General features: G+C 41.5%; 15 protein-coding genes (1 of these 15 running past the window's edge). 12 read left to right on the top strand and 3 right to left on the bottom strand.

Features of this window, described 5'->3' with window-relative positions:
* The first annotated feature begins 523 nt into the window (after window positions 1–523).
* The 3 genes from FPL27_RS19765 (at window position 524) to FPL27_RS02875 (ending at window position 2,841) form a co-directional block, all read left to right on the top strand.
* Window positions 524–685, top strand: a complete 162-nt coding sequence (locus FPL27_RS19765; protein ID WP_185974283.1) for a hypothetical protein — start codon at window positions 524–526, stop codon at window positions 683–685.
* 193 nt (window positions 686–878) lie between these two features.
* Window positions 879–1,577 carry a CPBP family glutamic-type intramembrane protease gene (locus FPL27_RS02870; RefSeq protein WP_143959666.1) on the top strand — a complete coding sequence of 233 codons (699 nt, stop codon included), beginning with the start codon at window positions 879–881 and terminating at the stop codon, window positions 1,575–1,577.
* Window positions 1,578–2,151: 574 nt separating this feature from the next.
* On the top strand, window positions 2,152–2,841 hold the full coding sequence (locus FPL27_RS02875) for a CPBP family intramembrane glutamic endopeptidase (RefSeq protein ID WP_143959667.1): 690 nt from the start codon (window positions 2,152–2,154) through the stop codon (window positions 2,839–2,841).
* Between the two features lie 14 nt (window positions 2,842–2,855).
* Here the strand turns inward: FPL27_RS02875 and FPL27_RS02880 are convergent, their stop codons facing one another.
* Window positions 2,856–3,764: a DUF2279 domain-containing protein gene (locus tag FPL27_RS02880; RefSeq protein ID WP_143959668.1), complete on the bottom strand. Its 909-nt coding sequence runs from the start codon at window positions 3,762–3,764 to the stop codon at window positions 2,856–2,858.
* A gap of 379 nt (window positions 3,765–4,143) precedes the next feature.
* On the opposite strand from FPL27_RS02880, the gene FPL27_RS02885 reads away from it, so the two are divergent.
* From FPL27_RS02885 to FPL27_RS02895, 3 genes are all read left to right on the top strand, one after another.
* On the top strand, window positions 4,144–5,472 hold the full coding sequence (locus FPL27_RS02885) for a M16 family metallopeptidase (protein WP_143959669.1): 1,329 nt from the start codon (window positions 4,144–4,146) through the stop codon (window positions 5,470–5,472).
* A 40-nt stretch (window positions 5,473–5,512) separates the two neighbouring features.
* The gene (locus FPL27_RS02890) at window positions 5,513–7,561 is read left to right on the top strand and encodes a M16 family metallopeptidase (RefSeq protein ID WP_143959670.1); all 2,049 of its coding nucleotides are present in this window, start codon (window positions 5,513–5,515) and stop codon (window positions 7,559–7,561) included.
* Window positions 7,562–7,664: 103 nt separating this feature from the next.
* Entirely contained in the window at window positions 7,665–8,369 is a 705-nt protein-coding gene (locus tag FPL27_RS02895) for a hypothetical protein (RefSeq protein ID WP_143959671.1), read from the top strand.
* A 171-nt stretch (window positions 8,370–8,540) separates the two neighbouring features.
* On the opposite strand, the gene FPL27_RS02900 is transcribed toward FPL27_RS02895, so the two are convergent.
* Together FPL27_RS02900 and FPL27_RS02905 are read right to left on the bottom strand one after the other, a co-directional pair.
* Window positions 8,541–8,984 carry a DoxX family protein gene (locus FPL27_RS02900; protein WP_143959672.1) on the bottom strand — a complete coding sequence of 148 codons (444 nt, stop codon included), beginning with the start codon at window positions 8,982–8,984 and terminating at the stop codon, window positions 8,541–8,543.
* Window positions 8,985–9,065: 81 nt separating this feature from the next.
* Window positions 9,066–10,742, bottom strand: coding sequence for a M61 family metallopeptidase (locus FPL27_RS02905; RefSeq protein WP_143959673.1), 1,677 nt, complete (start codon window positions 10,740–10,742; stop codon window positions 9,066–9,068).
* Window positions 10,743–10,880: 138 nt separating this feature from the next.
* Here FPL27_RS02905 and rpmH point away from each other — a divergent pair, with 138 nt between their 5' ends.
* The 6 genes in view from rpmH to FPL27_RS02935 are tightly spaced (at most 45 nt apart) and all read left to right on the top strand, a layout consistent with a single transcriptional unit that may run on beyond the window.
* Entirely contained in the window at window positions 10,881–11,039 is a 159-nt protein-coding gene (rpmH, locus tag FPL27_RS02910; RefSeq protein WP_143959674.1) for a 50S ribosomal protein L34, read from the top strand.
* A gap of 45 nt (window positions 11,040–11,084) precedes the next feature.
* The gene (gene rnpA, locus FPL27_RS02915) at window positions 11,085–11,456 is read left to right on the top strand and encodes a ribonuclease P protein component (RefSeq protein WP_143959675.1); all 372 of its coding nucleotides are present in this window, start codon (window positions 11,085–11,087) and stop codon (window positions 11,454–11,456) included.
* A 12-nt stretch (window positions 11,457–11,468) separates the two neighbouring features.
* The gene (locus tag FPL27_RS02920; RefSeq protein ID WP_185974284.1) at window positions 11,469–13,130 is read left to right on the top strand and encodes a S41 family peptidase; all 1,662 of its coding nucleotides are present in this window, start codon (window positions 11,469–11,471) and stop codon (window positions 13,128–13,130) included.
* A 3-nt stretch (window positions 13,131–13,133) separates the two neighbouring features.
* Entirely contained in the window at window positions 13,134–13,952 is an 819-nt protein-coding gene (locus FPL27_RS02925; RefSeq protein ID WP_143959677.1) for a sulfite exporter TauE/SafE family protein, read from the top strand.
* The gene (gene tsaB, locus FPL27_RS02930) at window positions 13,943–14,632 is read left to right on the top strand and encodes a tRNA (adenosine(37)-N6)-threonylcarbamoyltransferase complex dimerization subunit type 1 TsaB (RefSeq protein WP_143959678.1); all 690 of its coding nucleotides are present in this window, start codon (window positions 13,943–13,945) and stop codon (window positions 14,630–14,632) included. The genes FPL27_RS02925 and tsaB overlap by 10 nt, the downstream gene beginning before the upstream one ends.
* Window positions 14,629–15,000, top strand: partial view of a DUF2480 family protein gene (locus FPL27_RS02935; RefSeq protein WP_143959679.1) — the 5' portion only. 141 nt of this gene lie beyond the right edge of the window; only the first 372 of its 513 coding nucleotides appear in the window; its start codon is at window positions 14,629–14,631; its stop codon lies off the right edge, out of view. The genes tsaB and FPL27_RS02935 overlap by 4 nt, the downstream gene beginning before the upstream one ends.

The following is a 15,000-nucleotide window of genomic DNA, read 5'->3' on the forward strand; positions in this document are numbered from 1 at the left end:
AGTGAATAAGCTAATCAAGCAGGCATTTGCCATTGCCAAATCAGGTATTGCATATGACAAAAGCTATTCAAACTTCAATGCTGTAGCGAAATAAAATTTGGACTCAAAACTTGACATTTAACACAATTCATTGCGATGGAGGAGGTACGACGACTGAAGCAATCTGGACCTTGGGTAGATAACAAGTTAAGATCAATGATGCGATAGATTACGGTAGCAAGGCGATTAGATTTATAGCAATTTTTTAGTTAGTTGCAATACCGTGAATGGGGTATTTTTAGACCAAATATTATTTTGTGTTTCGGGTGGGGGTAATTTTTTTTAATTATTTCGAATAACTTGTAAAATACATTTTATACCATTTAAGGCTTTTTCAGGATAATGTGAAATGTAGTTTTGTGCGGGTTTTCTGGATATTTCTTGGTTACAATCATATTGTGAATTTAGGCGGTATTAGGATGTTTTAGTTTGGTTTAATATTATTGGAGAAACAAAATGGTTACAATTCCTAAACGGTAAGTAGATGTTCCCCAAGATTTATTCTGCAATTATAACTGGAGTGGCGGTTGTGTTTCTTGCCTTAGTTCTGGCTTTTCTTATAGGAAGGTACAGTGGTATGAAGGAGTGCGAGGAGTATTGTTCCCAGATTGAGGAAAGCCTAGATCCTACAGATGGAGGTCTGTAGGGCAATCAATGTTTATTTTAAGGTTAATTTATTTACATATGAAAAAGAAAAGTTTGTATGCCCTATTAGGAGTGGTAGTTTTATTTGTTGGGTACTTAATTATCAATTGGGAGGATTTCTTGATTGGTTTTCGTGAAGGATTTCAAGACGGATATAATTCTTTTTAAATATTAGGGACTTTTAGGATATTAATATGAGTTTTTTACAAGAAAAAGAGCCGCAGGAAGACATTTTAAAAAGCAAAATCCTACCTGTTTTTGAAAGTTTCCTTTCCTTTCTGAAGAAGCCAAGAGTACTTGCAGCTGTACCTCCGCTTTCACCCTTCAATTTCATGCTATTACTTGTGCTCGCCTTGGTGGTAGTGGTGCCATATGGTCTGGTAATGGAGTTGGCCGGGGTGGGGCAATTTGACCATGTGATAGAAGAATTGCTTCGGGATCATAAGGTCCTGGTAATGATTGCTGTGATCGTCTTCGCCCCATTGCTCGAGGAGACTGCCTTCCGCTACCATTTGAATATGAAAAGGAGGGCTTTTGTATGGGGGCTATTATTATCCCTAGTGTTGGTTGCCCAAATGTGGTGGCTTGCAATGGTTGTGGCTGTTTATTTTATCAGCCTGTTTGTCATGGTCTCTTTGAAGAAAAATGTGCCGCTACATTTTGTAGTCTATGCCTCAGCAGTCTTATTCGGCCTTATCCATATGGGTAATTTCCGGGATTTCGATTGGCTTGCCAATTTTTACTGGGTTCCTTTCTTGGTTGGGATTCAGTTTGGTTTAGGGCTTCTGCTGAGCTTTATCAGACTGCATTACGGAATGTGGAAGGCAATTTATTTCCATGCAGCATATAATGCTGTACTGGTAATACCCGCGGTGGTGTTTGGGTTTGAATAATTATTCGTTGATTGATTCTCTTGAGTTTTTGAGGATATGATTATAAGGAAACATGCCAAGAGGCTTTCCCTCAATTTTCGGGGTCCCAATACGTCGTATTATGAAGCATGGTAAAAAAATAAAAGCATGAATTATTTAATTTCGAGATACTTTTTGTCTGTTTACTTTATCTTCTCCATAGTAAGCACAATTCTCTTCTTAATTGGAATAGTTGGGATAATGCCATTAGCTATTGGTCTTACTGTTTTTATTTTTTGTTTTGCATTAGGGGCCGTAAAAAGTATGCTTACTGAAAAACATAAAAATTTGATCCATGCTTCTGTTTTCTGGGGAGTAGCTATATTGATTTGTATTCAGGTTGTTTTGTTATATGATCCAAGCTATAAACTTTTGCTTCTTTACGTAACAACTTTCTTATTGCTTTTATCCGTGATAATTGTTTGCCGATTTGGATTGGATAAAAGGTTATACCTTCTCTTATTTCTGATAAGTCAAATTACTGGCACTATTTATTTTAATTTTTGATGCCTTGTATTAAAAACACACCCTGAAGTCCTAGGAATTAAATCACTCCATGAATTACTTTAGCTTGCAATCCTTAACTTCACATATATCCATTCTGCATGGTCTTAGGGATTTTCTCAAATACGGGAAGACTTATCCAAAACAAGGCTTTGATACCAAGGGGCTTTTAATTCTTTTCCTGTTTAAATTCTGCTTAATCACTGTATATATCCTCATCCTAGATATAATGGATGTAGGAGATTTTGATCATAAATTTGAAGCCTTTTTAAAGGAGAGCCCATATTTAATTTTAATTCTTGTTGGGATTGTAGCTCCATTGTGGGAGGAATTGATATTTCGCTATCCGCTCAATTTGAAGAAAAAAGGACTCTTGACAGCATTGGTTATGTCTGCTTTCATGGCGGTCGGTGATCTCTGGCCCGTCATGGTTGGCTATATGCTTTTTTTGATTTGGATGTTTGTGAGCTCCAAAATTGGCAAGCCTTTACACATAAAGTGGATTGTCTATATTTCCTCAGCTTTTTTTGCCATTATACACTTAGGGAATTTTGAAGATTTGGATTATCTGGGATATTGGTACCTGATGCCCCTGTTGGTGCTGACTCAGTTCTTTGGAGGGTTGATCCTGTGTTTCCTAAGGTTGTCACATGGTTTATGGTTGGCTATTTACTTCCATGCGTTTTGGAATATATTGTTAATAAGTTTGGTGTTATGGGCAGGGGGAGTGGAGGTCGGATAACCGATGATTCACCTTTAATAATAAAGCGGATGAAACCTCAGCTGGTTTCTGGTATTATATTCCAAGGCCGGCATGGGAATGCGGTACATGCTTAGGAGGTAAATGGCGGTTTTGAGAAATTTACTCTTCACAGGTAGGTATCTTAGGTCGATGTCGGGTGAGAGGAAAAATTGCCGGTACGATTGGTGTCCGTGAAGTCTGTTTTGTACGGGGTCCCCATATACCATTCCACCAGCACCATATCCGGCGGCTATGTTCAGCCATTTAGGAAAGCGGCTATCTTTTTTTAGAAATGCGGCTACATCCACCGAAAGCCAATAGCTCTGCCCATTGTAGTCCTGAAGTATCTGCTCCGGCAGTGAGTTGCCAAACATCTCCAATCGGTTGGGGTCGTATGGGGTGGGACGGAAGGAAAACTTTGGCATAATACGTATCTCACCCCAAGTGAGCTCCTGGGCTATCACTCCTGCTGAGCCCAAAGTATTAGCTGCAAAATCACTTACCGAAGCCCCGTATTCAGCACTGAAGCCATCAAAAATTTCAATTGGTGTCTGCAAAACAATCCCCATCATACCACCGATCCAGATAGCCTTTTTCTCCTTGACTCCCGCCCACCGCAGGGCATCGATACCGGCTCTGCTTTGGTGAAAGGCAGTGTAAAAATGTCCTGCTTTGTCCATTTGATTCCAATGATGGAGATCGTCATAAAAATGAAAGCTGCTTCTGGTATCCTGAGAATACCAAGCTTTATTAAGCATCACCAAACTGGCCGTGTAAGCCACCCCAAAGCCTATAGATAAACCTATCACCCGATTTTGTACCTGCTTGGGTGTAAGGGTGTCTTTAGCCACTTGGGCTTGAGAAGTTGTGGCAGAGAATAATATGATAAGCAGTAAAGTTATCGAGAGCAGTTTTCTTACCATTAGAAATGAGTTACTAGGGCAATAAGCTTTATCAAATTCAGGGACGATTTGAAATCTTAAACATATGATTTTTTTATGATATAGTTAAACATTATCTGCTTTAATGCCAGGTTTAGAGCTTATTTGGGATGATGGTGAAAGTGTTAGTGTTCATTATCGTGCGTTCCATTTTGCCGTTTGTCCGCTCACGTTACACCAAACTAATCCCTTATTTTTTTATGTGGGATAATATTTACGAAAATTTGCTCATCACCTATAAATAACTTACTTTTCCGGCCTATTTTTAATCTATGCCGTTTGTAAGGCGTCTTTATTTGCATACTATGCATTATACTGTTTTACAATCAGCTAAAGAAAAATTTAATCCAAATCAATATTTATGAGAAAGTTTACGCTTTTGACGCTGCTCAGTGGCATGTTGTGCTTCTCTGCGATAGCACAGAACAAAATTGAGTTTAAGGAATTTACCTTGGACAATGGGATGCATGTAATTATGCATCAGGATAACACTACTCCTATCGTAACCACCTCGGTCCTGTATCATGTGGGTTCAAAAAATGAAGATCCTGAAAGAACCGGGTTTGCTCACTTCTTTGAGCACTTGTTGTTTGAGGGTTCGGAAAACATCGGTCGTGGTGAGTACATGAAAAAGATCCAATCCGCTGGAGGAACTTTGAATGCTTTTACCTCCAATGATATCACCTATTATTACGAGTCTTTGCCGTCTAACCAACTGGAGCTAGCCCTTTACATGGAAAGTGAGCGTTTGCTACATGCGAAGATTGATGAGACAGGAGTGGAAACGCAAAGAGAAGTAGTAAAAGAGGAGAAAAGGCAGCGTATCGACAACCAGCCTTATGGATCAATTTTGACCGAAACCTTGGCAAGAGCATATTCTGAGCATCCATACCAGTGGGCGCCAATTGGTTCCTTGGATCACTTGAATGCCGCTACCTTGGATGAGTTTATGCAATTCTACAAGGACTTTTATGTGCCTAACAATGCGACTTTGGTTCTAGCGGGAGATTTCGATTATGACCAAGCTGAGGAGTGGGTAAGGAAGTATTTTTCTGAAATCCCTAAAGGTGAAGGTGAAATCCGTCGTCCTAACGTGGAGGAGCCTAGAAAGACCGAAGAAATCAGAGATATCATTTATGACAATATCCAAATTCCTGCAGTAATTCAAGCTTACAATCTTCCAAAGAAAACGCACGAAGATTCCTATGCCATGGAAATGCTTTCAACTTACCTTACTGGAGGAAAATCTTCTTTGATGACCAAGGAACTTGTGGATAATCAGCAAAAAGCTTTGGCAGTAGCTGCTATTCCATTGGATCTTGAAGATGGTGGTATTTTCATCATGTACGGTATCACCAATATGGGTGTGGAAGCGGAAGATTTGGAAAGTGAGATAGATACCATATTGAGAAATGTGAAAGCTGAGGGTATCTCTGAGAGAGATTTCCAAAAGTTGCAGAACATTATCGAAAACAACCTAGTATCTAAGAATTCAACTATGGCGGGTATTGCCCAAAACTTGGCTGAAGCCAAAGTTTTTTATGGGGATACAGATTACATCAACCAAGAATTGGATAACTACAGAAAAGTAACCAGAGAAGATATCCAGCGGGTTGCTAATGAGTACCTGACTTTGGATGGCAGAGTGGTGTTGCATTATTTGCCTAAGGCAGCTCAATCTGCTCAATAATTGTATCCAGCATAGCTTAAATTAATATTTAGAAAGCATTATGAAAAGAACATATATATTCCTGATTTTATCTTTTCTTTTGATCCACAGCGGTTTTGCCCAAGTGGACAGAAGTCAATATCCAGAGCCGGGTCCTGCGCCTGAAATACAGATTGGCGACGCTGAAAGCTTTACGCTTGACAACGGCTTGAAAGTATTTGTGGTGGAAAACAGAAAGCTGCCAAGAGTAGCCTTCTCCTTGGTATTGGATCGTGATCCTATTCAAGAGGGCGACAAGGCTGGTCTTTCTGGTTTTGTAGGCGAAATGATGACTGCCGGTACCGAAAGCAGAGCCAAGGACCAGCTTGACGAAGAGGTTGATTTTATCGGTGCCTCTTTGAGGGCTGGTGCCACCTCTCTTTTTGCCTCATCGCTTAAGAAGCACCAAGAGAAGATCTTGGAATTAATGACGGACGTGCTTTACAACCCTACTTTTCCGGAATCGGAATTGGAAAAGTTGAAGAAGCAGGCCATCACGGGTCTTGCAACTAGCAAGGACAACCCTGATGCCATCTCTGGCAGAGTAGTAGCTGCTGTAAACTACGGCAAGGAGCACCCTTACGGAGAAACGGAAACCGAAACGACGATCAACAACATCGCTGTAGAAGACATCAGAAACTATTATGAAACTTACTTCAGACCAAACATTGGTTATTTGGCCATAGTGGGCGATATCACTAAGGGTGAAGCTGAGGAGTTGGTATCCAAGTATTTCTCAGACTGGGAAAAAGCTGAAGTTCCCACCAAAAACTACGACAAGCCTAGCCGTCCAGATCAAAATAAGGTTGCTTTGGTAGATAGGTCTGCTTCTGTGCAGTCGGTGATCAACATTACCCACCCAGTGGAAATGCACATTACCAGCGATGATTATTTGAATACAAGAGTATTGAATTACATTCTTGGTGGAGGGTCGTCTTCCAGGTTATTCATGAACCTAAGAGAAGACAAAGGCTATACTTATGGAGCTTATTCTACTATCGGATCTGATAAATTGATCACAAACTTTTCAGCCAATGCTTCAGTGAGAACAGAGGTGACTGACAGTGCTGTGTATGAGATGATGAATGAAATCAGAATGATCGTGGAAGAAGGTGTGACTGAGGAAGAATTGGAAGCTGCTAAGGCTAACTTAAGCGGAAGCTTCGGCCGTTCCCTTGAGAGCCCATCTACTATTGCCAATTTTGCTATCAACACTGAGCGTTATGGCTTGCCTTCTGACTTCTATGCCACTTATTTGCAAAGATTGAATGACATTACGGTTGAGGATGTGAATCAGGCTGCTAAGAGATATTTGAACCCTGATGGATTGTATATCACAGTAGTGGGTAATGGTTCTGGTATCAAGGATGGATTAAGCCAATTTGGTGAAATCAAGATGTACAACAACATGGGCGATCCTGCTAGAGAAGTAGAAATGGCCAATGAAGATATCACCGTTGAGGAGATTTTCGAGAAATATATTGAGGCGATTGGTGGTCGTGAGAATGTTGAGAAAGTAGAAACTGCCAAAATTACAAGTTCGGCAGAAGTGCAGGGCATGAAATTGAACCTGACCTCTATCCATGATGAGCCAAACCGTCAGTTTGCCCAAAGCGTGGAAATGATGGGTAATGTTGCTTCCCGCACCGTGATCAAAGACGGCAAAGCTAAGGTGACGGCCATGGGCCAGAGCCAGGAGTTGAACGATGAGCAATTTGAGGCGGTGAAAATGAGCATGTTCATCTTCCCAGAGCTTCATTATGAGGAAATGGGTTATACCATGGAGGTTGATGGCGTCGCTGATATCGAAGGCAAGGATGCTTACAAAGTGATCATTAGAAACCCTACTGGATCTGAAATTGTAAACTATTACAGTGTTGAGGATGGGTTGAAACTTAGAAACGAAAACCCAATGGCTGGTGACACCACCTATGAGGAGTATCAGGAATATGAGGGAGTAATGTTTCCAAAGGTTGCTACGATGAAGTCGCCGCAAATTCCTGTGCCGTTGAAAACTGTTGTAGAAACTTTGGAAATAAATTCCGAAATTTCAGAAGCGGATTTTAATTAAGACCGGAGACCGAAGACCGGAGACCGAAGACCGAAGACCGGATACGGAAGACGGGAGCAAGTTTCCGTCTCCGGTCTTCCGTCTTCCGTCCAAAAAAGAACACATGAGAAAACTAACAACATACATGCTTGTGATGCTGGCCTTTTTGGCCAGCACTCAGGCTTTCGCCGAGCAGCAGGAGAATGATCCAACTGCTGATGAGGTGATCGAAAACTACCTGGAAACCATTGGCGGGAAAGCCAAGCTGGAGGAAATCCGAAACGCCAAGATTGAAATGGTGACGGAATTTCAGGGAATGGTGATGAATATGTATTTCATCCATGATGAGGAAAATGAGCGCATGAACCAACGGGTATTGGTTATGGGCAATGAAGCAAGTAATATCACCCTCAAAGAGGGCAAGGCCAAGGTGCTCATGATGGGCCAATCCCAAGAGCTTACCGAAGAGCAATACCAGGAGGCCAAAATGAACATGAGTGTTTTCCCTGAGCTGAAGTATGCGACAAATGGATACACCTTATCATACGAAGGAAAGGAAACGGTGAATGAAGAGGAAGCGCACAAAATTGTAGTGACCAATCAGAACGGCGTTACCCAGACCAACTATTACAGTGTGGACAGAGGCTTGAAGTTGCGAAACGAGAACCCAACCTCTGGAGATACCCGTTATTTGACCTATGAGGAATTCGACGGAGTGATGTATCCAACAGAGTTAACCGTCAAATCTCCTATGTTCCCAGAACCCATCACCGCCAATGTGGAATCGGTTGAGTTCAACGCGGAGCTGTCGGATGAGGATTTCGAATAAAGACAGAAAAATAAATTAACCGCAAAGAGGCGCAAAGTACACAAAGAGAAATACTTGTTTTTTTCTCAAGGTGTTTTGCGCCTCTCTGCGGTTTTTACATTTTACTTCTTACCTCTTACTACTCCGTACCTCGTACTTCTACTTTCGTACTTCTACCTTCGTACTTCGTACTTAATAATGCGGGTTTTTCCTCATAAACTCATCCACACTAAACTTCCCTGAGCCGTAGATCAAGAATACGATTAATAGAATGAAGGTGATCAGGGAAAGTTCAAACTCCAAATTATTGGAAACTGACAGGAATCCCTGCTGTATGTTGACAAAGAACACAGCGAAAAAGAGGATCGGCAGCTGAAAAACTATCGCAAACCGTGTGAGTAACCCCATCGCAATCAGCAGCCCTCCCACCAAGTGGGCAAAGGCCACATAATGAGCAAGAGCCATGTTGAAAAACCCTATGTCAATCTCTGTTATCATACTCATCAGCCTTTCGGTATTGCCGATGAACATCACTCCTTTGAAAAAGATAAACAGCCCTAATACCACGCGGAGGTAATCTATCCATACAGGATGATGAGTATCCGCCCAATGTTCGATTTTGCTTGCATAATTCATAGCGCTATTGTTTTAAAACCTACGACATAATATACAAAAAATCGCAAACAAAACCTCGTTTATATATTGTTAATCAGTAGATTAAGGGTTTGGGTGGCCCGACCAAATAGCTCTTTTCTGGTTTTCCTCTCTAATTTCAATTTTATGGGATTGATAAAAGACCGGTTTTGCCGCTTCGATCTGCACCTGCAAGGTTCTGCCGTAGCGGTTTATTTTAAGCTCAAGCTTTTCCACTTTAACCGAAACATCTTTAGAATAAGGTAGGCCATTGATTTCAATCAGGCGATCGTTTTGCATTATTTTAGCAGCTGCGGGGCTTTGCGGATGGATTTTGGAGACAAAGCCTTCTTCGTTATGCATAATTCCATAACTAGATGCCAGTTTGTTTTTATTTGGTTCAGCCTTCACTTCTAAACCAATGGAGGAAAGTTGTGGAAAAAGCACATCCCGTAGGTCCTCAGTGCCGGTTACATAATTAGCAAAAAACTTTTCAGTTTGACTTTCTCCTAGGAATTTGGCTATTATCCTTTTATAGTCATCTAATAGATACCCTTTTTCCAAACTCCCATAAGCTTTCCACATGTCATTCATCACCATCTGGAGGGAGCTCTTTTTATCAAGCAGCAAAAGGTCAAGGCTTAGGGAAATCAAAGCGCCACGGTTGTAGATAGACACCTTCTTGTCCGGAATGCCGGCCTTGTAGCCGTCCAGCCATAGGTCAAAGCTGGAGTCGGCGATGGACTGGGACTGCCAGCCAAAGCTTTCAAATTCCCGATCGAGTTGTTTTTGCAGAATATGGAGATAGTCTTCCAAACTGAAATATCCCGATTTCAGCAAATAGTAATCTCCCATATAGGTGGTGACTCCTTCTGCGACCACTCCTGTGCTGATATAGGCTTCTTTTGAGAAATCGTAAGGTAGGATTTCCTTAGGTCTTATTCTACACACATTCCAGAAGTGGTATAGCTCGTGGGAACTTACCCCCATGAGTTCATCGTAGAGCTTTTTATCCTGCAGATCCTTGGCTGGTCCGATGGTGATCACGGTACTGAACTGATGTTCCACGCCGTGATAATGCTTGTAGGGTAGCAATTGGAACAGGAAGTGATATTCCTCGGCTGGAAATTGCCCAAACCCATTCATTTGGGCCGTGGTGAAGGCTTTGAAGTCCTGTTTCAGTTTTTCCACATCGAAATGGACCTCTCCCTGAAACCATAGATGGAAGGTTTTGCCATCAACATTATAACTATCATGTTTCAAGGTAGGGGAGGCAAAAAGGGGACTGTCCACCAAATGCTGGAAATCTGTAGCCTCAAAGGTGTGTTTATCAATTTTAGGCAGAGCGGTGGCTATCTTGAAGTCTGCGGGCAGGTCCAAGGTTACTTTTATGGGCTCGTTTTCCCGTCCTTTTACCTCAAACACAAAGTTGATAAAGTTCAAATAAAGCTGCTCGTCGTCAGACCAGCTGCCGCCAGCATCCATTTGATTGGCGTGGAATTCATATTCGATTTCGCAAATCCCGGTTGAGGCTGCTGTGAAGGTAAAGAGGTCTTTGGTTTCCTTTAGGGATGGCGTGATTTTTCCCTCCTGGGAAACTTTGAAGCCCTTGATTTTTTGGGCATAATGGGCGAGTTCATAGCGCCCTGGTCGCCAAGCTGGCAATTGAAGCGAAACCTTTTCACCCTGTAGACAGTCCAGTTTCAGAAGAATTTGTACATACTGGGAAAGGATATTGTTTCTTTTTATATAATATTGCATTTAGATTTGTGCTTAGGTGATAAACAAAAGTAAGCCACTGATTTGTAAATCAAAAAATCCTATCTATCTTTGCAGTCCTTTTTAGGGGGAAGCCCCTGAGGAAATTATAGGAAAGAAATATATTAAAAGCATTATATCATGAAAAGAACGTTTCAGCCTTCCCGCAGAAAAAGAAGAAACAAGCACGGTTTCAGAGAAAGAATGTCTACTGCTAACGGTAGAAGAGTATTGAGATCTAGAAGAGCTAAAGGAAGACATAAGTTAACCGTATCTTCTGAAAAGACATTGAAGAAGTAATTCATTGATGCATGTACTCGTATTTGATACGGTAAATGATGTACTATGAATTATAAACTTTCTAAGAATGAGAGACTCCATTCTAAAAAGTCAATAAAGGAACTTTTTGATAAAGGTTCCTCTTTTTTTTTATATCCATTTAAGGTGTTATTTTTAGAGGCTGGCGACAGTGAAACTAATCAAGTACTTTTCTCTGTTTCTAAAAGGAAAATCAAAAGGGCGGTAAATCGCAACTATGTAAAAAGAAGGATGAAAGAGGCCTATAGGCTCAACAAACACCTTCTAGATACCGTTGAACCCGATAAGAAAAGGCATGTTGCTTTGATATATGTATCACATGAGCTGCAGTCCTTTCAGGATATACAGCCCAAAATCGTGAAGATTTTAACCAGAATTGCCAAAACAGAAACACCTTAGTAGCTTCGTATTATGTTAAAAAACCGTAAAATTCTTGTACTGCTTCTAGTTGCCCTGCTGGGTAGCGGAGTGCTTTTTTCATTTGTTACCAAGAATGACAAACTTTTTGCCATCGCCAAAAATTTGGACATTTTCGCTTCATTGGTCCGCGAACTTGACTCATACTATGTTGATGACATAGACCCTGAGGAGTTGGTGACTATCGGTATAAATGCTATGCTGGAGGAGTTGGATCCTTATACCGAGTATATTCCGGAAGAAAATTCGGATGATTTCAGGATGATGACTACCGGTGAGTACGGCGGTGTAGGTGCCTTGATCGGCAATCGGACTGGGACTAATATGATATTGATGCCTTACAAAGGCTTTCCTGCTCAGGAAGCGGGATTGAGGATTGGGGATGAACTACTGAAAGTTGACTCAATTGATGTTAGGGAATTTGAAACGGCTGAAATCTCAAAATTGCTAAAAGGCCCAGCTAATACCAGCTTAAAGGTGAAAGTCAAAAGAGGAGAAGATACTTTGGCGGTCGACCTGACGAGAAAGAAAATTGTGATCAGCAATGTTCCGTATTACGGAATGATTGATGATAAGACCGGATATATCAAACTTACAGACTTTACTACCAACGCTGCGGCGGATGTAAGAAAGGCTCTTGTAGACCTCAAATCTCAGGGCGCACAAAAGCTCGTTCTGGATGTAAGAGACAATCCAGGTGGGATTTTAAAAGAAGCCGTGGAGGTGGTTAACCTTTTCATACCTAAAGGAAGAGAAGTAGTAAGCACCAAAGGGAAACTTCAGAACGTAAACGCGGTCTATAAGACTGAAAAGTCTCCAGTGGACAAAGATATTCCATTGGTTGTATTAATTAATGAAAGAAGTGCTTCGGCATCGGAGATTGTTGCAGGCGCTCTGCAGGATTATGATAGGGCAGTATTGGTAGGAAGAAAAACCTTTGGAAAAGGACTTGTTCAGAGCACTGTGCCATTGTCCTACAATTCCCAAGTGAAGCTTACTACAGCCAAATATTATATACCAAGCGGTCGATTGATTCAAGCTATTGATTATAGCAACAAGGATGAGGATGGTCAAGGCAGATCCATTCCAGACTCCCTGAGAAATGAGTTTAAAACCAAAGGTGGAAGGATTGTGCTTGACGGTGCGGGTATCGAGCCTGACCAGTCGGTGGAATCTAGAACGTATGCGCCTATTACCTTTAGTTTGGTGGCTAGGGGATTGGTGTTTGACTTTGCCAACAAGTTTAGCAGACAACATGAGGAAATCCCTGGTCCTAGAAAGTTCAAGGTATCTGAGGAGTTATATGGGGAATTTGTAGAGTGGCTTCAGGATAAGGAATATGATTATACTACCAGAGTAGAGAAAACCATAGCCGACCTGGAAAAGTACGCTGAGAAGGAAAAGTACTTTGATGAGATCCAGGATGAAATAGCGCAATTGAAGAAAAGTGTAAATCATAACAAAGAGCAGGATCTTATCACCTTTAAAGATGAGATCAAAGAGGCTTTGAAGGATGAAATCATTACACGGTATTATTATCAAGAAGGGGTGGTTGAAGCTTCACTTGATAGAGATGAGGAGATCAAAAAAACATTGAAAGTGCTGGAGGATCAGAATCAATTTGCTATGATTTTGAAACCAGGAAAGAAAAAGTAATTCATGGTAGACCAGTTTTTATTGTTTCTTGCCGGTTTGGCAGGGGGATTTATAGCAGGTCTGCTAGGCATAGGAGGAGGAATGGTGTTTATCATCGTTCTTCCTTTTGCGCTTTTAGAGATAGGGGTCCCAGAGACAGAGATTGTACAATACACTATTGCCAATTCCCTTTTTGGGACATTTTTTGCCAGTCTTTCGGGGAATATCACCCATGTGCGGACAAAAACATTCTATCTTAGGGAGGTACTCTATATTGGTATTTCAGGGGCAGTGGCCTCCATTCTATTTTTAGAGTTTGTGGTCAATACCCCCTACTATTCCAAAACCATATTTAATGTTTTCCTGATTCTCTTTCTTGGGTTTCTTTTGATCAGGTCTTTTTTTATCAAGGATAAAAAGGGGAGCGAGGGCAAAACCAAGCGGAATCCTTTGATTGTATCAGGCTCACTTGCCGGTGCTGTTTCCTCCCTTTCGGGTCTGGGTGGAGGTACGGTGGTCATACCGATGCTGAATAACTACTTCAGGTTTGATGTTAAAAAAGCAAAATCCATTTCTATCGGCATGATCTTGATTTCTACAGGGGCCAATGTAATTTATAATATGAATGCTACTCCCATGTATGATATCGATTATTATAATTATGGATATATCGTGATGCCAATAGCCATATCCCTCTCTTTGGGTGTGATGCTTGCCGCACCGATTGGAGTGATGACTTCTCTTAAGATGTCATCCAAGAATTTGAAGTTGGTTTTTGCTATTTTTGTGGCTATGATTATTGTGGACAAGGCAATTGAATTAATAAGTATGCTATGGGATTGATTTTATCGATAGAGACAGCTATTTCCGTTTGTTCGGTAGCGCTTCATGACAAGGGAAAGCTTGTGGGGTTGCTAGAGCTTCATCAAGACAATGTCCATTCGCAAAAACTGATGCCTAGCATTGATAGTTTATTGAATCGGGTAGGTGTTGAGACAGGCGACTTGGATGCTATAGCAGTTTCTGCCGGGCCAGGCAGTTATACAGGCTTGCGAATCGGGGTTTCTACTGCCAAAGGATTGGCTTATGCGCATAGCTTGCCATTGGTGGCAGTGGATACCCTGGATGCTTTGGCCTGGAGGATTAAAAATGTAGTGAGCAGTGGTTCTAAGATAGTGCCCATGATGGATGCCCGCCGAATGGAAGTTTATTGCAAAACCCTCGATCACGAAATGCGGGAAGTCACATCCTTGGCTCCATTGATAGTGGAGGAGGGTAGTTTTGCCAACGAGTTGGGTAAGGGTCCGGTATTTTTTCTGGGTGATGCGGTAGAAAAGGTTGCTACTGTAATTAAACATGATAACGCGAGATTTATCCCATTGCTCAATTCTGCAGAAAGTGTGGGTCAGATTGCCTTTCAGAAATTCAAGCAAAATGATTTTGCCGATTTAGCCTATTTTGAACCGAACTACCTAAAGGAGTTTAGAGTTATCAAGTCCAAGAAAAACCCATTGTTGTCATGAGTGAGATTGTAAACAGAGTAGCCAATAGTCCGATTATTACTGTCAACCTTGAGGAGTATTACACTCCAGGGGTCCGTGAGGTGTTTGATTTGAAAGGATACCTTTTTCAAGAATTGGTGCTGAAGGAAATGGATTTTAGGAAAGCCTTGAAAGAATTGGATTGGGATCAGTACCAGGGCAAGCATGTTGCTGTGTATTGCTCTGTAGATGCAATCGTACCTACCTGGGCTTTTATGCTGGTGATGACATATCTGGAAGGGGTTGCTGAAACTGGCGTGCTGGGAGATGGGGAGGCTTTAGAGCAGTTCCTTTATCAGCGCGCATTGGAAAAAATGAATCCTCAAGATTTTATTGACCGCCCCGTGGTG

Origin of the sequence: Litoribacter populi (assembly GCF_007483685.1) — a bacterium.
GTDB classification, from domain to species: Bacteria; Bacteroidota; Bacteroidia; order Cytophagales; family Cyclobacteriaceae; genus Litoribacter; species Litoribacter populi.

What these genes read in the sequence shown, in the direction of transcription:
- FPL27_RS02925 (WP_143959677.1), top strand. Translation starts at nt 13,134, where the DNA reads ATGGTAGACCAGTTTTTATTGTTTCTTGCCGGTTTGGCAGGGGGATTT.
- FPL27_RS02900 (WP_143959672.1), bottom strand. Translation starts at nt 8,984, where the DNA reads ATGAATTATGCAAGCAAAATCGAACATTGGGCGGATACTCATCATCCT.
- FPL27_RS02885 (WP_143959669.1), top strand. Translation starts at nt 4,144, where the DNA reads ATGAGAAAGTTTACGCTTTTGACGCTGCTCAGTGGCATGTTGTGCTTC.
- rpmH (WP_143959674.1), top strand. Translation starts at nt 10,881, where the DNA reads ATGAAAAGAACGTTTCAGCCTTCCCGCAGAAAAAGAAGAAACAAGCAC.
- tsaB (WP_143959678.1), top strand. Translation starts at nt 13,943, where the DNA reads ATGGGATTGATTTTATCGATAGAGACAGCTATTTCCGTTTGTTCGGTA.
- FPL27_RS02905 (WP_143959673.1), bottom strand. Translation starts at nt 10,742, where the DNA reads ATGCAATATTATATAAAAAGAAACAATATCCTTTCCCAGTATGTACAA.
- FPL27_RS02875 (WP_143959667.1), top strand. Translation starts at nt 2,152, where the DNA reads ATGAATTACTTTAGCTTGCAATCCTTAACTTCACATATATCCATTCTG.
- FPL27_RS02920 (WP_185974284.1), top strand. Translation starts at nt 11,469, where the DNA reads ATGTTAAAAAACCGTAAAATTCTTGTACTGCTTCTAGTTGCCCTGCTG.
- FPL27_RS02880 (WP_143959668.1), bottom strand. Translation starts at nt 3,764, where the DNA reads ATGGTAAGAAAACTGCTCTCGATAACTTTACTGCTTATCATATTATTC.
- FPL27_RS02890 (WP_143959670.1), top strand. Translation starts at nt 5,513, where the DNA reads ATGAAAAGAACATATATATTCCTGATTTTATCTTTTCTTTTGATCCAC.
- FPL27_RS02895 (WP_143959671.1), top strand. Translation starts at nt 7,665, where the DNA reads ATGAGAAAACTAACAACATACATGCTTGTGATGCTGGCCTTTTTGGCC.
- FPL27_RS19765 (WP_185974283.1), top strand. Translation starts at nt 524, where the DNA reads ATGTTCCCCAAGATTTATTCTGCAATTATAACTGGAGTGGCGGTTGTG.
- rnpA (WP_143959675.1), top strand. Translation starts at nt 11,085, where the DNA reads ATGAATTATAAACTTTCTAAGAATGAGAGACTCCATTCTAAAAAGTCA.
- FPL27_RS02870 (WP_143959666.1), top strand. Translation starts at nt 879, where the DNA reads ATGAGTTTTTTACAAGAAAAAGAGCCGCAGGAAGACATTTTAAAAAGC.